The 16,688-nt window shown below is 39.1% G+C and carries 14 protein-coding genes; 10 read left to right on the forward strand and 4 right to left on the reverse strand.

The features are described 5' to 3' along the window. Positions 1-46 precede the first annotated feature (46 nt). The gene (locus tag HCH28_RS09555; RefSeq protein ID WP_004269393.1) at positions 47-202 is read left to right on the forward strand and encodes a YezD family protein; all 156 of its coding nucleotides are present in this window, start codon (positions 47-49) and stop codon (positions 200-202) included. An 89-nt stretch (positions 203-291) separates the two neighbouring features. Here HCH28_RS09555 and HCH28_RS09560 read toward each other — a convergent pair whose 3' ends face one another. Then, positions 292-777: a flavin reductase family protein gene (locus HCH28_RS09560; RefSeq protein ID WP_221680738.1), complete on the reverse strand. Its 486-nt coding sequence runs from the start codon at positions 775-777 to the stop codon at positions 292-294. Positions 778-926: 149 nt separating this feature from the next. Between HCH28_RS09560 and HCH28_RS09565 the strand changes: the two genes are divergently transcribed. Then, positions 927-1,712 carry a VOC family protein gene (locus HCH28_RS09565; RefSeq protein WP_221680739.1) on the forward strand — a complete coding sequence of 262 codons (786 nt, stop codon included), beginning with the start codon at positions 927-929 and terminating at the stop codon, positions 1,710-1,712. A gap of 399 nt (positions 1,713-2,111) precedes the next feature. Here the strand turns inward: HCH28_RS09565 and HCH28_RS09570 are convergent, their stop codons facing one another. Both HCH28_RS09570 and HCH28_RS09575 read right to left on the reverse strand, forming a co-directional pair. Further along, positions 2,112-2,381 carry an amphi-Trp domain-containing protein gene (locus tag HCH28_RS09570; protein WP_221680740.1) on the reverse strand — a complete coding sequence of 90 codons (270 nt, stop codon included), beginning with the start codon at positions 2,379-2,381 and terminating at the stop codon, positions 2,112-2,114. Positions 2,382-2,524: 143 nt separating this feature from the next. After that, complete coding sequence (locus HCH28_RS09575) at positions 2,525-2,725, reverse strand: cold-shock protein (RefSeq protein ID WP_004269397.1); 201 nt, start codon at positions 2,723-2,725, stop codon at positions 2,525-2,527. Positions 2,726-2,938: 213 nt separating this feature from the next. Here HCH28_RS09575 and HCH28_RS09580 point away from each other — a divergent pair, with 213 nt between their 5' ends. The 7 genes from HCH28_RS09580 (at position 2,939) to HCH28_RS09610 (ending at position 13,502) form a co-directional block, all read left to right on the forward strand. Next, entirely contained in the window at positions 2,939-4,618 is a 1,680-nt protein-coding gene (locus tag HCH28_RS09580) for a formate--tetrahydrofolate ligase (protein ID WP_221680741.1), read from the forward strand. Positions 4,619-5,044: 426 nt separating this feature from the next. Continuing rightward, positions 5,045-7,081, forward strand: coding sequence for a hydantoinase/oxoprolinase family protein (locus tag HCH28_RS09585; protein WP_221680742.1), 2,037 nt, complete (start codon positions 5,045-5,047; stop codon positions 7,079-7,081). Positions 7,082-7,084: 3 nt separating this feature from the next. After that, positions 7,085-8,764: a hydantoinase B/oxoprolinase family protein gene (locus HCH28_RS09590; protein ID WP_221680743.1), complete on the forward strand. Its 1,680-nt coding sequence runs from the start codon at positions 7,085-7,087 to the stop codon at positions 8,762-8,764. Between the two features lie 12 nt (positions 8,765-8,776). Continuing rightward, the gene (locus HCH28_RS09595) at positions 8,777-9,529 is read left to right on the forward strand and encodes an IclR family transcriptional regulator (protein WP_221680744.1); all 753 of its coding nucleotides are present in this window, start codon (positions 8,777-8,779) and stop codon (positions 9,527-9,529) included. 22 nt (positions 9,530-9,551) lie between these two features. Continuing rightward, positions 9,552-11,126 (forward strand): OPT/YSL family transporter, encoded by a 1,575-nt coding sequence (locus HCH28_RS09600; protein ID WP_221680745.1) that lies wholly within the window; start codon positions 9,552-9,554, stop codon positions 11,124-11,126. A 16-nt stretch (positions 11,127-11,142) separates the two neighbouring features. Continuing rightward, the gene (locus HCH28_RS09605; protein ID WP_221680746.1) at positions 11,143-12,186 is read left to right on the forward strand and encodes an S-methyl thiohydantoin desulfurase domain-containing protein; all 1,044 of its coding nucleotides are present in this window, start codon (positions 11,143-11,145) and stop codon (positions 12,184-12,186) included. A gap of 701 nt (positions 12,187-12,887) precedes the next feature. After that, complete coding sequence (locus HCH28_RS09610; protein ID WP_221680747.1) at positions 12,888-13,502, forward strand: HD domain-containing protein; 615 nt, start codon at positions 12,888-12,890, stop codon at positions 13,500-13,502. A 139-nt stretch (positions 13,503-13,641) separates the two neighbouring features. On the opposite strand, the gene HCH28_RS09615 is transcribed toward HCH28_RS09610, so the two are convergent. Continuing rightward, positions 13,642-15,048: a pyridoxal phosphate-dependent decarboxylase family protein gene (locus HCH28_RS09615; protein ID WP_221680748.1), complete on the reverse strand. Its 1,407-nt coding sequence runs from the start codon at positions 15,046-15,048 to the stop codon at positions 13,642-13,644. A gap of 101 nt (positions 15,049-15,149) precedes the next feature. Between HCH28_RS09615 and pdxR the strand changes: the two genes are divergently transcribed. Beyond that, positions 15,150-16,616 carry a MocR-like pyridoxine biosynthesis transcription factor PdxR gene (pdxR, locus tag HCH28_RS09620; RefSeq protein WP_221680749.1) on the forward strand — a complete coding sequence of 489 codons (1,467 nt, stop codon included), beginning with the start codon at positions 15,150-15,152 and terminating at the stop codon, positions 16,614-16,616. The last annotated feature ends 72 nt before the right edge of the window (positions 16,617-16,688 follow it).

Consider the following 16,688-nt stretch of genomic DNA (forward strand, 5'->3'; position numbering starts at 1 on the left):
TGGCCTCTTTATGAACAATAAGGATAAAAAAGAAGGGGTGTATCGTATGGCTCAGTCAGTAAAAGTAGATGATAAGAAACTAGAGGCAATTGCGAAGGCGATTCAAAATCTTGAATTTGGTGAAGTGCATATTACGATTCAAGATGGTGTGATTGTGCAAATTAATAGGCTTGAAAAGCAGAGATTTCCGCAGAAAAAATAACAATGATTTCAGTAGAACTTATGTCAAACGGCCACCTATAAGCATGAAGGATTTCCTGTGCTTACAAGTGGCCTTTTTTTGTGTAAAGGCTAGCTATAAAAGCTTTTTGGTATGGGACCGATATGGCGGCGATGATACAGCAAAGGCTCTTTTTGAGCATTTGTAATGTCTACGACCTGCCCAATAAAAATGGTATGGTCGCCAGCATCGATTTGCTGAAATGTTTTACATTGTAAATTAGCTGCGGTATCATGTAAAATCGGTAGTCCTAAAGAGGAAGTTGACCATGATGCTTGTGCAAAGCGATCAGGGATTTTACTAGCAAATAGTGTACATAAATGCTCTTGATCACTCGCTAAAATATTGACCGCAAAATTTGGCGCAGTCGTGAAATAGGGATGGAGCTGAGATTTTTTATCGAGTGACCACAAAATAAGGAGCGGGTCGATTGAAACAGATGCAAAGGAATTGACGGTTAAGCCAATCGGTTTTGTGTCATGACATGTCGTGACAACTGTTACGCCTGTAGGATAATTACCTAATGCCAATTTAAAAGCAGCTACTAAATCTGTCATTCAAATCACCTCTTTATGAAATTAGTGAACGGAGTTTGTAGGTAAACGAAACTTTTTTTCATATCCTACTAGTAACTCCTTTTCTTGAGTAAATTTTAAACTAATCAAACATACAGGTAAAGGTAATGGGGAAAGAAAGGGGAATGGCCATGACTTTATATTTTGATCATCTGGTTCATCAAGTGGAGTCACCAGAAAATATAAAGGTTTTCTTCAATAAACGAAATGTCCATACAGTGAATGGTGGGCAGCACACGATGTGGGGGACTTATAATACGTTAAGCTACTTTGGCTTAAGCTACATTGAACAAATTGCTATCTATGATCGTGATTTATTTGAGCAAGCGGCACAATACCCATATTCCCTACATTATACGTTTAAACGTGATCAAGAGCGCCAGGGATTTTCTCGAATTGCTCTGCGCACAAAAAATATTGACGAAGAGGGTCGACGCTTGCGAGCATTGGGCTATGAAGTATATGGACCAGATGCATGTAGCAGAACAAGACCAGATGGCACGGTGGTAGAATGGAAGCTACTGCATTTTGGTAAGCCAGATCTGCCAATTGATTTTCCATTTTTAATTGAATGGGCGGAGGAAAATGAAGAGCGTTTGGTTCAATTAAAGGCAAGTGGTGCCATTGATGTAAAACAGGCTATCACGATGGAATCCGTCCAATTCTACGTCAAGGACATGCAGGCAACAGTAAAACTGTGGCAAGAGGTGTTACAGCTACCAGTGCCTACGCAGTATGAGCAGTATATGTCACTACAGCTACCGAATATGCGTTTAGATTTCTATGAGGAAGAGAGTGCGATGGCAATGACACTTGGTCATGTCAAAGAGGGACCATTTGGTGTGACATTAAAGGATCCTAAACGAACAAAGGAAACATTAGTTTGTCCTGGTGCTTTTTATTGGATAAATCGATAATGAGAAAAAGGCTGGAACATAAGCTAAATAATCTCTAAATTAACAAAACATGATAACTAGGAAAACCGAACTATTCCAAAACACTTCGTGAGCATTTCAGTGGATAGTTCGGTATTTTTGTTGGCTGAAACACTTTTGACCCAGCCACTTTACATAGTGTTGAAAACAAAAATATCCATAGAATTTCTAATGCAGGCTACTTGCTTTCCTGTGGGCGAGCCGCTTCCTCCGCTATCGCTACAATCCACTCACTTTTTAGCAAAGGTGTTCACTACTCATTTTATCGAGAGGTGCTGTCACCCATCACTTTTCTAAAAGGTCTTTTTCTAGTGACATGATCTTTATTCAACAATGGAAAAATCCACTTCAACAGAGAAGTGGATTTTCGTTGCCTATTATTTATTCAATTGTCATTTTTTTCGATGTTTCTGTACCTGTATACCAATCAAATTCAATTTCAAATGAATGCTTGTCGCCCTTTTTTGTATAGGAGTAGTCGATTTTGAGCTGTTCACTTGGGCTGACAACTGTTGGCTCTGTGCCTTGAACAAAAGTGAATTCACCATTTTCTTTAAGCTTTTTTGCAATCGTTTCCAGTGTTGTTGCAAATTCTGCTACACTTTGTCGTTCTTTATGCTTCAAAATAACTTCAGTCATTGGTTTTTGCATCGAAATCCCTCCTTACGTATTCTTACTTCTATTATAGCATGGAGGGGGCATTCAGCTTAAAACAACACAAAAAGCGGATGAAGAAAACGATGCATTTCCTAATCCGCTGCTAATCTGGAACTACACGGATAGCCCCATTATGCTTATAGTTTTACAACATTTGATGCTTGGGGTCCACGATTGCCTTCCACAACATCAAATGAAACCTTTTGACCTTCTTCAAGTGTACGGAAGCCTTCCTCCTGGATGCCCGTAAAATGAACAAATACATCTTCGCCATCATCACATTCAATAAAGCCATAACCTTTTTCATTATTGAACCACTTTACGATCCCCTGTTGCATAAGCATTCGCCTCCAATGCGCTTGAATGTAAAATAAAGTTAAATAAATGGTGCTCTCATTGTGAAAATGTGAAAAAATTGCATTTTCTCTTAGAACATACAGGAATTGAGCAAAGATGTCAATTGATTGACGAAATGCTTGTATATCTGGCTTTCTTTTTTTTCACAATTAAGACTATAATGGAAATGAACAACATAGAAAGTAGGATGCCAAATGACAACGAAAAATCAACCATTATCAGATTTAGAAATCGCTAGTCAAGCAGTGATCAAACCTATTACGGAAATTGCCAATGCTGCGGGTATTCCAGAGGATGCTCTTGAGCAGTATGGACGCTACAAAGCAAAGATTGACCCATTAAAAATTACTGCTCAGGGCGAGGATGCAAAGGTAGTATTAGTATCAGCTATTAGTCCAACCCCTGCTGGTGAAGGAAAGTCGACTGTGACTGTTGGACTGGCAGATGCCCTTCATCAATTAGATAAGAAGGTGATGGTCGCATTACGTGAACCATCATTAGGTCCAGTCATGGGCGTAAAAGGTGGCGCAACTGGCGGAGGTTACGCACAAGTTATACCAATGGAGGATATTAATTTACATTTCACTGGCGACCTTCATGCGATTACAACAGCTAACAATGCTTTATCCGCATTTATTGATAATCATATCCACCAAGGAAATACACTCAACATTGATCCACGACGCATTATTTGGAAGCGTGTCATGGACTTAAATGATCGTGCCCTTCGTAAGGTAGTGGTGGGATTAGGTGGTCCTGTTCAAGGCATGCCGCGTGAGGATGGCTTTGATATTACGGTTGCCTCTGAAATTATGGCGGTATTCTGTTTAGCAACAAGCATTGAGGATTTACGTGAGCGCATCGCTAGTATCGTGATTGGCTATACTTTCGAGCGTGAGCCTGTCTTTGTGCGTGATTTACAGGTAGAGGGTGCCTTAACACTTTTATTAAAAGATGCCTTCAAGCCAAACTTAGTTCAAACATTAGAGGGAACACCTGCTATTATTCATGGTGGTCCATTTGCGAATATTGCCCACGGCTGTAATTCCATTATGGCGACTCAAACCGCTCGTAAGCTAGCTGATATTGTGGTGACAGAAGCGGGCTTCGGCTCTGATTTAGGTGCTGAAAAATTCATGAACATTAAAGCTCGTAAGGGAGGCTTTAAACCAAGCGCAGTTGTCATTGTAGCGACAATTCGTGCCCTAAAAATGCATGGTGGTGTTCCAAAAACATCACTTGTCGGTGAAAATGTGGAAGCACTTCTACAAGGGATTGAGAACTTAGCTAAACATGTAGATACAGTTCGTACATTTGGCGTTGAACCAATTATTGCCTTGAATCGTTTTATCACGGACACAGAGGCTGAGCTAGAAGCTGTTCTGCACTGGTGTCAAGAAAATCATGTCCGCATTGCCCGTACAAATGTCTGGGAAGAGGGCGGTAAAGGTGGTCTAGCCTTAGCTGAGCAAGTACTAGCTGTGCTAGAGGAAGAAAACAACTTCTCTCCTTTATATGATGTAACAGAGTCGATTGAAGAAAAGGTGCGTACGATTGTGCAAAAGGTATATGGCGGGAAAGATGTACAATTTACAGACCAAGCCAAAAAACAAATTGCCCAAATCGAAAAATTCGGCTGGGACTCTCTTCCAATTTGTATGGCGAAAACCCAGTATTCTTTATCAGACCAACCAAGTTTACTTGGTCGTCCAGAAGGCTTTACCATCACAATTCGCGAAGTTATTCCAAAGCTTGGTGCAGGCTTCTTAGTTTGTCTAACTGGCGATATTATGACAATGCCAGGACTTCCAAAAGCACCAGCTGCTCTACGCATGAATGTCGATAATGAAGGACATGCGGTAGGATTGTTCTAAACGATATTAAAGCTGCCTAACTAAATGGGCAGCTTTTTTTGATAATTTTGGTAAACATCGTTCGCAAAATCATCAACTGTCTACAACGCAAATATGGTATAAAAGTAAAATTTAGGATGATTACTTTATCTACCCCTTGAGTAAAAATTCGAAAATATTAATTTTTTTAAGATTCTAGTGAAAACTAGGATCTTTTTTGTGTTGCAAAAAAATCATGAGAACTTTCCTTATATAAATGTGTTTGGTATTTTTTATCAATATTTATCTGATATTGGAAAGATAGAGCGGATTTTTACAACGAAGGATAATTGTCAAATGAATTTTTATTTAAAAAATACATTGAATTTTCTTTTTATTTTAAATATAATTTATTTAATTCTAATTCGGAACACTGTACCGATAATAGGAACACGGAGGGATGAAGTCTTGAAAATCGCAACAGATATTGGCGGTACTTTTACTGACCTAGTTTTTACAGATGAAAAAGGAAATCTTCATTTTGATAAGGGACATACGACACCTGGTCACTTTGAGGATGGCATATTAAATGTATTAGGGCGACATGTAACGGAAGATTCTTTAATTGAATCATTTATTCATGGATCGACGGTTATCATCAATACATTAACGGAAAGAAAGGGGGGCGTAGTTGGGTTAATTACAACAAAGGGTTTCCGTGATGTTATAGAAATTGCTCGTGGAAATCGACCAGACTTATATAACTTTAAATATAAAAAGCCAGAACCATTTGTAGAGCGTTATTTACGTCAAGAAATTGATGAGCGAATCGACTTTAAAGGAAATATTATGAAAGCGCTTAATACCGAGGAAGTTGACGAGATCGTTCATCAATTTAAGGAATTGGGTGTTGAGGCAATTGCCATTTCCCTCATACACGGCTATAAAAATCCAATTCATGAACAACAGTTAAAAGAAGCCATTTTAAAAATTTGGCCGGAAGTATATATCACACTTTCAAGTGAAACGATTAAAGAATACCGTGAGTATGAAAGAACAAACACAACAGTCCTCAATTCTTATGTGAAGCCAATTGCACATGCCTACTTAAAAAGCCTAAAAGAGAAATTAAGCACAATTGGCATTACAGACCATTTAAAAATTATGCAATCGAATGGCGGGACTACAAGCTTTGATAAAGCAATGGAGCTGCCGATTAATCTTGTAGAATCTGGTCCTGTAGCAGGTATGTTTGGAGCTGCAAAATTAGGTCAACTTCTCAAAGAATCCAATATTATCGCTTTTGATGTTGGTGGGACGACAGCAAAATGTTCGCTTATTACAGATGGCAAAGTCAATGTCACAACAGATTACTATATTGAAAGAAATGAAAAATTTGCGGGCTATCCAATTAAAACACCAGTAGTAGATATTGTGGAAATCGGAAATGGTGGTGGCTCCATCGCACGTGTAGATCAGTTTGGCTCATTAAAGGTTGGACCAGATTCTGCTGGGGCAAATCCAGGGCCTGTAGCATATGGCTTAGGGAATACACAGCCAACAATTACAGATGCCAATGTTTATTTAGGAAGATTATCCTTAGAAAACTTTGATAACCCAGTATCCATTGACAAAGTGGAGGAGGCTCTTGTTGAAGCAATTGCGAAACCATTTAATGTGTCAGCAGAAGAAGCAGCACAAGGTATTTTAGATATTGCAAACTCCAATATGTTAAATGCACTGAAGCTGATCTCTATTCGTAAAGGCTATGACCCTGAAGACTTTACAATGGTAGCATTTGGCGGTGGTGGTCCTCTACATGCGATTAATTTAGCAGAAGAACTTGGTATGAAAAAAGTCATTATTCCTTATGGCTCATCCGTCTTCTCAGCATTAGGAATGATGATGACCGAATATCGACAAGATTACATTCAAACAAGTTTAATGAACTTTGACAAAGACCATCTTGCGGCTATCCAAGAAAATATTGATCAAGTGATTGCCACTGCCTATGCAGATGCACCATTATCAAAGGATCATTATTATTTTGAAATTAATTATGATTTACGCTACAAAGGTCAAGAGCATGCCGTTAAATTAAATGCATCAACTATTACGCTTGATGAAGAGGGGCTACTTGCATTAGCTGAAGCCTTCCATATCAAACATAAACAAGAGTTTTCTTTTGATTTACCAGCTACACCAATTGAGTTAGTCAACTTACATCTTACAATCTACGGGAAAGATGAGGCGGTTCAATTTAAAGAGCTAGACTTCTCTCATATCGACAATTCCACATGTATAAAGGCACAACGCAATTTATATGTGAAGGGAACAGGATGGGTAGAGGTCAATGTCTTTGACCAACAAAAATTAGTACCTGGCTATGTCATTACAGGTCCTGCAATTGTGGAAAATCCAACATCTACGGTCGTAATCAATAACAAGCAATCGATTGGAATTGATCAATACGGCAACTTGATTGTAGAGATGGAGGGGAAATAAAACATGAAAAAAGATGTTTTTGCAGTAGAAATTATTCAAGATTCATTGCTTGCTATAGGCGATGAGATGTTTGTTGCCCTAGCACGCTCTTCTATGAGCCCAGTTATCTATGAGGTATTAGACTATGCTTGTGGTTTAACAGATGCCAAGGGTAATTTAATTAGTCAAGGAAACGGTGTAACGAGTTTTATTGGGATGTTAAGTCCAATGGTACAGCGTGTAATTGAAAAGTTTGATAATGGGAAAAAACTACACGAAGGTGATGTCATTATTATCAATGACCCTTATGTTGGAGGCGGCTCACATTTATCGGATGTGGGCTTAGTTCTCCCTATTTTCTACAACGGTGAAATTATTGCGTACTCTGCCAATAAAGCACACTGGACAGAGGTAGGGGGCATGGACCCGGGTTCGTTTACAAGTAATTCTAATGAAATCTATCAGGAAGGTTTACAGCTACCAGGTGTCAAACTTTATCATCAAGGTGAGTTGAACGATGCAGTCTATGAAATTATTTCTACGAATGTTCGTTTACCAGAGCTTTCAATCGGTGATATGTTTGCACAAGTAGCCGCCTTAAAAACAGGTGAAAAACGAATCGCAGAGCTTTGTCAGAAGTTTGGTGCGGAATCGGTGAAATTGTCCATTCAAAAATTATTGGACAAGGGTGAGAAAATTGTAGAGTATGAGCTTCAACACCTACCTAAAGGTGAATTTTATGCGGAGGACTTTATTGAAGGGGACCCATTAAAGGGTGGACCTTATCCAATAAAAGTGAAAGTCACAATTAGTGATGAGGCGTTTATTTGTGACTTCAGAGGCTCACATCCTGCAGTCAATGTGCCAATGAACTGTTCTCAGTTTGGTTTAATGGCAAGTGTGCGCGTTATGTTCCTAGCATTACTTGGCGATATTGACGTAATTAACGAAGGTGTTTTTAAACGCTTAACGATTATCACAGATGACAATTCGATTGTTTCCGCTAAACGTCCACATCCTGTGTCTATGAACTTTGAGGCACGTATTGGGGCAGCTGATCTCATTTGGAAAGCTCTTGCGCCGCATTTACCAGAACGCTTATCGGCAGGGCATTTACAATCTGTTTGTACGTTTATTCTCACTGGAAAAAATCCTGATAATGATGAGTCATTCCTAATTGTAGAGCCATCTGTTGGTGGCTGGGGAGCAGCGAATGATGAGGATGGGCAAAGCGGGCAATACTGTATGGGAGATGGTGAAACATATAATCTTCCAGTTGAAATTGCAGAAACAAAATACGGTATTCAAATTGATGAATATAGCTTAAATTGTGACGGTGCTGGTGCTGGTCAATTTAGAGGTGGCTTAGGTGTTCGTCGCGTTTATACAGTCAATCATGATGGTCAAAAGGTTTCTGTGAACTTAGGTAGACATCAATTCGCGCCATTCGGCTTAAATGGTGGTGGAGAAGGCTCTCACAACTATTTAATCATTCATAAAAAGGATGGAACGAAAATTGGACCAGTGGGCGTACTTGCCAATTATGAATTGCAAAAAGGCGACCGTATTGAGCTTGTGACAGCAACGGGCGGCGGGTATGGTCCTCCACATGAAAGAAGCTCAGAGGCCATTAAACGTGATTTATTAAATGAATATATTTCTGTAGATGTAGCGAAAGAGCGATACGGTTATCAAAACGTTTAAAGGGAGAAATAGATGACTGTCAAGACATTAAAAAACTCATTGGATATACTAGAATGCTTTGCAACGAAAGAAAATGCATTAGGTGTTCGTGAAATTTCACGCATGATGAAACTGCCGACAAGTGTCGTGCAAAGAACCATTAATACATTTACAGAAGCGGGTTATTTAATACAGGATGAACACACGAAAAAATATAAATTAGGTTATAAAATGTACCTTTTTTATGATGTGTTATCGAATTCAAAAGACCCTCACTCGACCATTTATGAATTGATGCAAAATCTTGCCAGTGAAATCAATGAATCAGTATTTCTTACTTATATGGACAATGAATACGGTGTCACAACGAAAATAGCCGAAAGTAATAAAAATGTAAAGTATGCGGTGTCTTTAGGAACAAAGACACCCCTTTACATCGGTGCTTCCTGTAAGGTCATGTTTGCTTATTTAGAGGAGGACAGACAGCTGGAGTTAATGGCCTTCTTTCATGAGGAACAATCGAAGGAAGAGCAGGTTTCTTCCCTAGCGTCATTAAAGGAAGAGCTGCAACAAATTCGCCAAAACAACTGGTGTGTTACCGTCGGGGAGTATAATGAACATGCATTTGGCATCAGTGTACCGTTATTTAACTATAAAAAGGAAATCACTGCATCTCTTACAATTTCTGGGTTAGTATATGATTTAGATGATCAAAGGGAGAAAAATATGCTTGAACAGTTAGTGAAAGTAGCTCAGCAAATACAATCACACATTTCAAAATTATAACAACAATAGGGGAGCTGACACTATGAATAATAAAGTATTACATCCAAGGGCTTTAGAGCCTGTAACTCTACTAATGATCGTCTTAACATCTGTTGTGGGGGCAATTATTGGGATACAGCTGATTACGACTTTAGGGATTTCTGCCAATACATCAATCGTTGGGGCAATATTTGCGATGATTCTTGGAAGAATACCGATTGGCAAGCTAATTGCCTTTAAATCTGTACACAGACAAAATATTATCCAAACAGCCATTTCGGCAGCAACGTTCAGTGCAGCAAGTAGTTTAATGTTGCCAATTGGTATTCCATATGTATTAGGCTATGAAAATTTAGTATTACCATTGTTTATCGGTGTCATTTTAGCGATGTTTGTTGATGCTTTATTATTATATAAATTTTTCGATACAAAGATTTTCCCAGCAGCAGGTACTTGGCCACCGGGAATTGCAACAGCTGAAGCCATTAAGGCGGGCGATAAAGGTGGTAAGAATGCAAAAGTATTAATTGGTGGTGTGTTAATTGGTATCGTGGGATCTGTTTTGAAAATTCCAATGTCAGCTTTTGGGGTAGCGTTCATCGGTAATATTTGGGCACTGACGATGTTTGGTGTTGGGCTTTTATTAAGAGGCTATTCTGTTCAATTATTTAATGTTGACTTAAATGCTTACTATATTCCACATGGCGTTATGATTGGTGCTGGGATTGTAGCACTTTTCCAAGTAGCTTTTGCCTTATTGAATAAAAAGTCGGCTAAAAAGTCAGAAGAGTTAAGCTATTCAAAAGATGCAAAAGAAATTCGCCAAGCATTTGGTGTTGGTTTTATAGCTTATTTAGCCATTGCTCTATTAATCGCTATTTTAGGCGGTATTATTTCACACATGTCTTTCGGTATGTTAATAGGATTCATCATCTTTGCAACGATTGCTGCATTTGTCCATGAGCTAATTGTGGGTATCGCAGCGATGCATGCGGGTTGGTTCCCAGCATTTGCAGTGGCATTTATTACATTGATTGTTGGTATTTTAATTGGTTTCCCAGCGCCAGCACTTGCATTACTAGCAGGGTATAGTGCTGCTACAGGGGTAGCGTTTGCGGATATGGGCTATGACTTAAAAACTGGTTTCATTTTACGTGGTAATGGTAGTGATGTTGCATTAGAAAAAGAAGGTCGCAAGCAACAATTGATTGCTGGTATGCTAGCTTTTGCAATTTCGGCAGTTGTAGTACTACTATCCTATAAATCTTATTTTGCACAGGATTTAGTAGCACCTGTTAACCATGTGTATGCAGCAACAATTCAATCGGGCGTTACAGGCGATGTAGCAAAACAATTAATGATATGGGCGATTCCAGGTGCATTAATTCAGCTCATCGGTGGTTCAAAACGTCAAATGGGTATCTTATTTGCAACAGGTCTATTACTTGTCAATCCAATTGCTGGTTGGGCTGTCCTAGTTGGTATCTTACTACGTGTAATTTTCACATATGTGACGAAAGGTAAGAGAGAATCTGAAATGACAGTATTTGCAGCAGGTGTTATTGCCGGAGATGCTTTATATAGCTTCTTCACTTCTATTATCAAAATAGGGAAATAGAAAGGGGGAATAAAGAATGACTAAAGTATTGTCCTATGAGGATGGGATTGCGGCCGTTTATGGAGGAGCAATCCTTGGCGGAGGCGGCGGTGGTCTCCTAGAGGAAGGACTCAAGCTAGTTGAGGAAATCTTTGCAGCAGGTGAACCTCAAATGGTGGATATTACCGAATTAGATCAAGAAGATCTAGTTGCCTGTGTGGCAATGGTAGGTGCGCCATCAGCGGTCGATCAATATATTTCAAATGAACAGCTTTGTTGGAGCTATCGTAGTATGAACAACCATATCAATCAACGTCTAAAGGGCATCATTACAAATGAAAATGGTGCCATCACGACGATCAATGGCTGGTTGCAGTCAGTTTTATTAAATGTACCTGTTGTGGATGCTCCCTGTAATGGACGAGCACATCCAACGGGAATCATGGGTTCTTTAAATCTTCATGAACAAGAAAAATATCAATCCGTACAATTTTATGCAGGAGGAAAAGATGACTTCGCTGTCCATGGCTTTGTGGAAGGAAATTTACACAGCACCGCAAAGACAGCACGCCAAGCTTCTATATTAGCAGGCGGACTAGTAGGGGTCACTCGAAATCCTGTGACGATTGACTATTTACAAAAACATGGCGCACCAAATGCGATCACTATGGCCATAGAACTTGGCTATCGCTTCTTAAATGGGCAAACCTTTGAAGAAAAGTTAGCCCATGTGTTGCAATATTTGAATGGCGTGCACATCGTATCAGGTGCCGTCACAAATTATTCATTAACAAAGGAAAATGGCTTCGATGTAGGGGAATTATCAGTGGGTGATTACCATCTGACGTTCTGGAATGAATATATGACATTATCGAAGGAAGGGCAGGTACAATCCAAATTCCCAGACCTCATCATGACGTTCGATACAGAGAAAATGATGCCAGTTCCAAGTGCAAGTATTAAAGAGGGAATGCATGTCGCAGTGATACATGTAGACCAATCTAACTTAAAATTAAGTACAACCATGCAAAACGAGGCTCTATTGCGGGAAATTGATGAAGTGATCAAAGGCGTTCTATGAAATAAGAAAACAAAACAGTAAAAGCTGCCATCATCTACTTGAATGTAAGATGGGCAGCTTTTATTTGTCCTTCAGCGGGATGGTAATACATTTTATCACAATCGTTCCTACTTCCTTTTTCACTTCATACATTGATGGCTTAAATGAATTTCTTACTGATTTGCACAACTCATCGAACGTGGTATTCACAAGCTGCAAGCAATTATCGTGTACGATTTTCAATAAAGGGAGGAGCTACGTTCATACATAATCAAGGAATTGACTAGAAGAAGGTAACAACCAGTAATGAAAAAACAATGCACTTCTGCTACAACTGGCGAAATCCTTTTGGTCATGCAACAAACTAACTTGTTGTTCACATTTTCGGCATGTACATTTGGCTATGCGGGTTAAACAAAGAATTTCTAAGGGAAAGTGTTCACTTTTATTTGTTTAGATGATAGGTTTTCAATACGCACGTCATCTTTTAAACAGGTTATTCAATTGTAAGCCCGCTGAAGTTAATGTTAAATCTGTTAAACACACAGCTGTTGTACATTGCTGAAAAATATGAGGTACAGAACAGATAGCTGTTCTGTACGTTTATCATACAATATTCTGAAAAATTAGTCAATTGAAATAGATATGATTTTTAATTTTTCTAGATTACTTCTTATGTAATAAAATACAGTATAATTTGTAGGAAAGGATGAGTGTAGACTATGAATCATTTAATGAATAAAGTACGTGAAATATATGAGCAATTTGATGCTAGTCATGATTTTCAACATATTGAGCGTGTCTATCAAAATGCATTAGCTATCCTACATAGCGAGCCAACAGCAGATGAAGAAGTTGTGAAAATAGCTGTACTTTTACATGATGTCAGTGACAAAAAGTATACCGATAGCAAGGAAAAGGAAGAACAGCTTATTGCGGAATTACCTGTTAGCGAGGGAAAAAAGCAACATATTCGAGATTGCATCGCTCAAGTGTCATTTAATGGTGGGAATGAGCTAGAAGCAACATCATTGGAAGCAAAAATCGTCCGAGATGCAGATCGTTTAGATGCGATTGGTGCTATTGGCATTGCCAGAACATTTGCTTATGGTGGAGCAAAAGGTCGCAAGCTTTATGATAAGGAAGAAGAAGTACGCACAAATATGTCAGAGTCCGAATATCGTCAAAAAAATACCGCGTCTGTTACTCATTTTTATGAGAAATTATTACTGCTAAAAGATTTAATGGTGACGGAAAAGGGCAAGCAAATGGCACTTGAACGTCATCAATTTATGGAAAGTTTTTTAAAGCAACTGAAGCACGAAATCGGTCAGTAGCACATAGCTCAAAAACCGCCTTTTCAATTTGAAGGGCGGTTTTTGTTCTTTATTGAGTGCCATTCCTATGGCAAGGTAGTGATTTAGTTTTGTAGTGACTATCAAATAGATTGGAGGAGCAACAAGTGTTACTCCATTCTTAGATGGATTCATTAAAAAAAGAGGATATCGCTGTTGTTAATGCTTCCCAAATGATTGTCAGGTCTGCTTGGGAAGTGCGCCAATTACTGAAAGCCGCACGAATAGCTGGCATACCTTTGTAGACAGTTGGCGTCATGTATACTTGGCCTTGTTGATTTAAAGTTGTTAAAAATTGTTGGTTCATTTCAGCTGTTAGTGCCTCATGATTGACCGCAAAGCACACGATATTCAGTCGAACAGGTGCTAGCAATGTAAAGTAGGGACTATCATCTATTTTTTGACCAAGCTGTTGTGCGAGTAATACATTTTCTTCTATTAATTGTTGGTAGCCCAATTTACCATAGGCCTGTAAAGAAAACCAAGCAGGCAGCGCACGAAAACGACGTGAATTTTCAGGTGTAAGATCACAGAAATCTGGATTTTCAAGGGAACTACCAAGATAGGCTGCATTATTTTGAAAAACGGTTGCTTGCAATGATTGATGACGGGTAAATTGCATAGCGGCATCATAAGGGACGTTCAGCCATTTATGTGCGTCAATTGTGATAGAATCTGCATAATTCATGCCCTCAACAAAGTGACGATACTTTGGTGAACAGGCTGCAAAGCCACCAAAAGCCGCATCGATATGAAGCCAGAAAGGGTATCGCTTTTTTAGCTCGCCAATTGCTTGTAAATCATCAAAGTCAACGGTATTGACAGTTCCTGCATTTGCTACAACTATACACGGTTCATGTGGATTTTCTTCAAGAAACTGCTGTAATTTTATGATGTCAATTGCTTCTCGCTGCTCTAGGCATAGGATAGTATGAATGGAATTTCTCCCCATGCCAAGCATAGAAGTTGCTTTGATAATACTTGAGTGGGGCGTTCCGCTAACAATCTTTATTGGAGGGATACCATATAGACCATCCAGCGCAGTGTTTTTTCCATAGTATTGTGCAATCCATTCCCTTGCTTGAGCAAGTCCTACAAAATTAGCCATCGTAGCCCCACTGACAAATGTTCCTCGATAATCATCGCTTAATAGTAATAGCTCCTTTAGCATGTCAATTGTCGCAAGTTCCAGTGAACCAGCAATAGAGCCCTTAGAATGGGATAAATTTTGATCGTAAACACTTACTAACCAATCTCCAACAATTGAAGCAGGGGTAGACCCACCTGTGACAAAACCCAAGTATCTTGAGCCTACACTACTATTTAAGCCTTCAGCAAATTGCTTTGTAAAATATTGAAGTGTTGCCTGAGCACCCTCACCCACTTCTGGAAGTGTCGAAGCAGGAAGGCTAGGGGAATGGTTCGTTACAGCTCTATGCTCCAGATTAGTAAAAAAATTGGCTGCATGGTCAACTACATCCATTAAAAGCGTTTTTATTTTTTCCTGATCTTGCTTCATGTTCATCATGTGTCATCATTTCCCTTCATATTAACTTAGCTATTTCTGTCTCTACACTATATAGTGATATATATAACAGTCAAATGAAGACTATAACAGTTGGGGGTCCAATGGAAATAAAGCTGAATCGTCAGTCTGATCAATCTTTAATTAATCAGATTTCAACTATCCTTGCAGAAAAAATAAGGTCAGAATTTTTACAGGAAGGGAGCCAATTACCTTCTATTCGGAGCTTTTCAAAAGAAAATCAAGTGAGCCCTGTCACGGTCAGTAAGGCATATGCCTTATTAGAAAGAAATGGTTATATTGAAGTGATACATGGCAAGGGGGCGTTTGTTCGAAACAAAAAACAAAGAAGCACAAATGAGGGCGGTAGTGATTATAATTGGCAACTAACCATTCCTGATTACATTCAACGTTCACAATCTATGTTAAATAAAAGAATGGAATATGCGATCAAATTCTCCAGTGCTACCATCCATCCTGGGTTATTACCCTCTGTTTACTTGGTGAATGAAATTGTGGCCATATTACAGGCAGATCCTCAGATTGTGGCTCGTTATGGAACGGTACAGGGGGATGAAGATGTACGAAAGGCAATCCAAGACTATGTCCAAGCATATAGTAATATTACTACAACACCACAAGAAATTATTGTCACAAACGGTGTACAACAAGGTATAGATATAGTGGCTAAAACATTTATTGGACCTGGAGATATTGTCATTACCGAAGCCCCTACATATACAGCAGCAATCGATGTCTTTAGAAATCGTGGGGCCCACATTATTCCCATACCAGTAGACGAGGAAGGGATGCAGACAACCCTTCTAGCGACACTCTGCCTAAGCAAACAACCAAAGCTTATCTATACAAATCCAACCTTTCACAATCCTACAGGCACAGTTTTAAGTGCAGCGAGAAGGAGAGAATTACTGGATCTTGCCCAACAATATGGCTTTCTTATTGTAGAGGACGATTCATGGAATGAAATCTATTTTGACAATAACCCCCCACCACCACCTCTGAAAGCTTTAGATACAAGTGGTCATGTTATTTATTTAAAGGGCTTTAGTAAGACGTTAGCCCCAAGCTGTAGAATCGGTGCTATCCTTTCAAAAGGTACTGTTCATCAACGACTTTTATCTGCCAAATCCAGTACCGATTCAGGTAACCCCTTATTAACACAAAAGGCACTGATTCCATTTTTACGTTCAGACCGAATGCATGCCCATTTAGAAAAACTGCGCATTGCGCTTGAGATAAGAAGGGATCAGACGATTGCATTGTTGAATAAGTATGCACCAAAGGGCGTTAGGTGGATCGAACCAAAAGGTGGGCTTAATATTTGGGTGTCTTTACCTAGTAATGGCAATACGGATGAGCTGTTATGGAAGGCCCAACAAGCCCAAATTACCTTTTTACCAAGCTCAGCTTGTTATCCAGGAGAGCCACAATATCACCATCTGAGAATTAGTTATTCTTATCCTGAACCGCACGACTTAACACAAGGAATCATCAAGCTTTGTCAGCTTATGGAATCTTATTTACAGGACATGCCATCAGTTCGTTGCTAGTTTGTTGTTCTTTGTTTACCTGCGGTTTGATGTTATGATGAGTAGTGGATATCAATAATCGTCTACATAAAA

The sequence above is a fragment of the Lysinibacillus sp. K60 genome (assembly GCF_019731275.1).
GTDB lineage: Bacteria > Bacillota > Bacilli > Bacillales_A > Planococcaceae > Lysinibacillus > Lysinibacillus capsici.

What these genes read in the sequence shown, in the direction of transcription:
- HCH28_RS09555 (WP_004269393.1), top strand. Translation starts at nt 47, where the DNA reads ATGGCTCAGTCAGTAAAAGTAGATGATAAGAAACTAGAGGCAATTGCG.
- HCH28_RS09560 (WP_221680738.1), bottom strand. Translation starts at nt 777, where the DNA reads ATGACAGATTTAGTAGCTGCTTTTAAATTGGCATTAGGTAATTATCCT.
- HCH28_RS09565 (WP_221680739.1), top strand. Translation starts at nt 927, where the DNA reads ATGACTTTATATTTTGATCATCTGGTTCATCAAGTGGAGTCACCAGAA.
- HCH28_RS09570 (WP_221680740.1), bottom strand. Translation starts at nt 2,381, where the DNA reads ATGCAAAAACCAATGACTGAAGTTATTTTGAAGCATAAAGAACGACAA.
- HCH28_RS09575 (WP_004269397.1), bottom strand. Translation starts at nt 2,725, where the DNA reads ATGCAACAGGGGATCGTAAAGTGGTTCAATAATGAAAAAGGTTATGGC.
- HCH28_RS09580 (WP_221680741.1), top strand. Translation starts at nt 2,939, where the DNA reads ATGACAACGAAAAATCAACCATTATCAGATTTAGAAATCGCTAGTCAA.
- HCH28_RS09590 (WP_221680743.1), top strand. Translation starts at nt 7,085, where the DNA reads ATGAAAAAAGATGTTTTTGCAGTAGAAATTATTCAAGATTCATTGCTT.
- HCH28_RS09595 (WP_221680744.1), top strand. Translation starts at nt 8,777, where the DNA reads ATGACTGTCAAGACATTAAAAAACTCATTGGATATACTAGAATGCTTT.
- HCH28_RS09600 (WP_221680745.1), top strand. Translation starts at nt 9,552, where the DNA reads ATGAATAATAAAGTATTACATCCAAGGGCTTTAGAGCCTGTAACTCTA.
- HCH28_RS09605 (WP_221680746.1), top strand. Translation starts at nt 11,143, where the DNA reads ATGACTAAAGTATTGTCCTATGAGGATGGGATTGCGGCCGTTTATGGA.
- HCH28_RS09610 (WP_221680747.1), top strand. Translation starts at nt 12,888, where the DNA reads ATGAATCATTTAATGAATAAAGTACGTGAAATATATGAGCAATTTGAT.
- HCH28_RS09615 (WP_221680748.1), bottom strand. Translation starts at nt 15,048, where the DNA reads ATGATGAACATGAAGCAAGATCAGGAAAAAATAAAAACGCTTTTAATG.
- pdxR (WP_221680749.1), top strand. Translation starts at nt 15,150, where the DNA reads ATGGAAATAAAGCTGAATCGTCAGTCTGATCAATCTTTAATTAATCAG.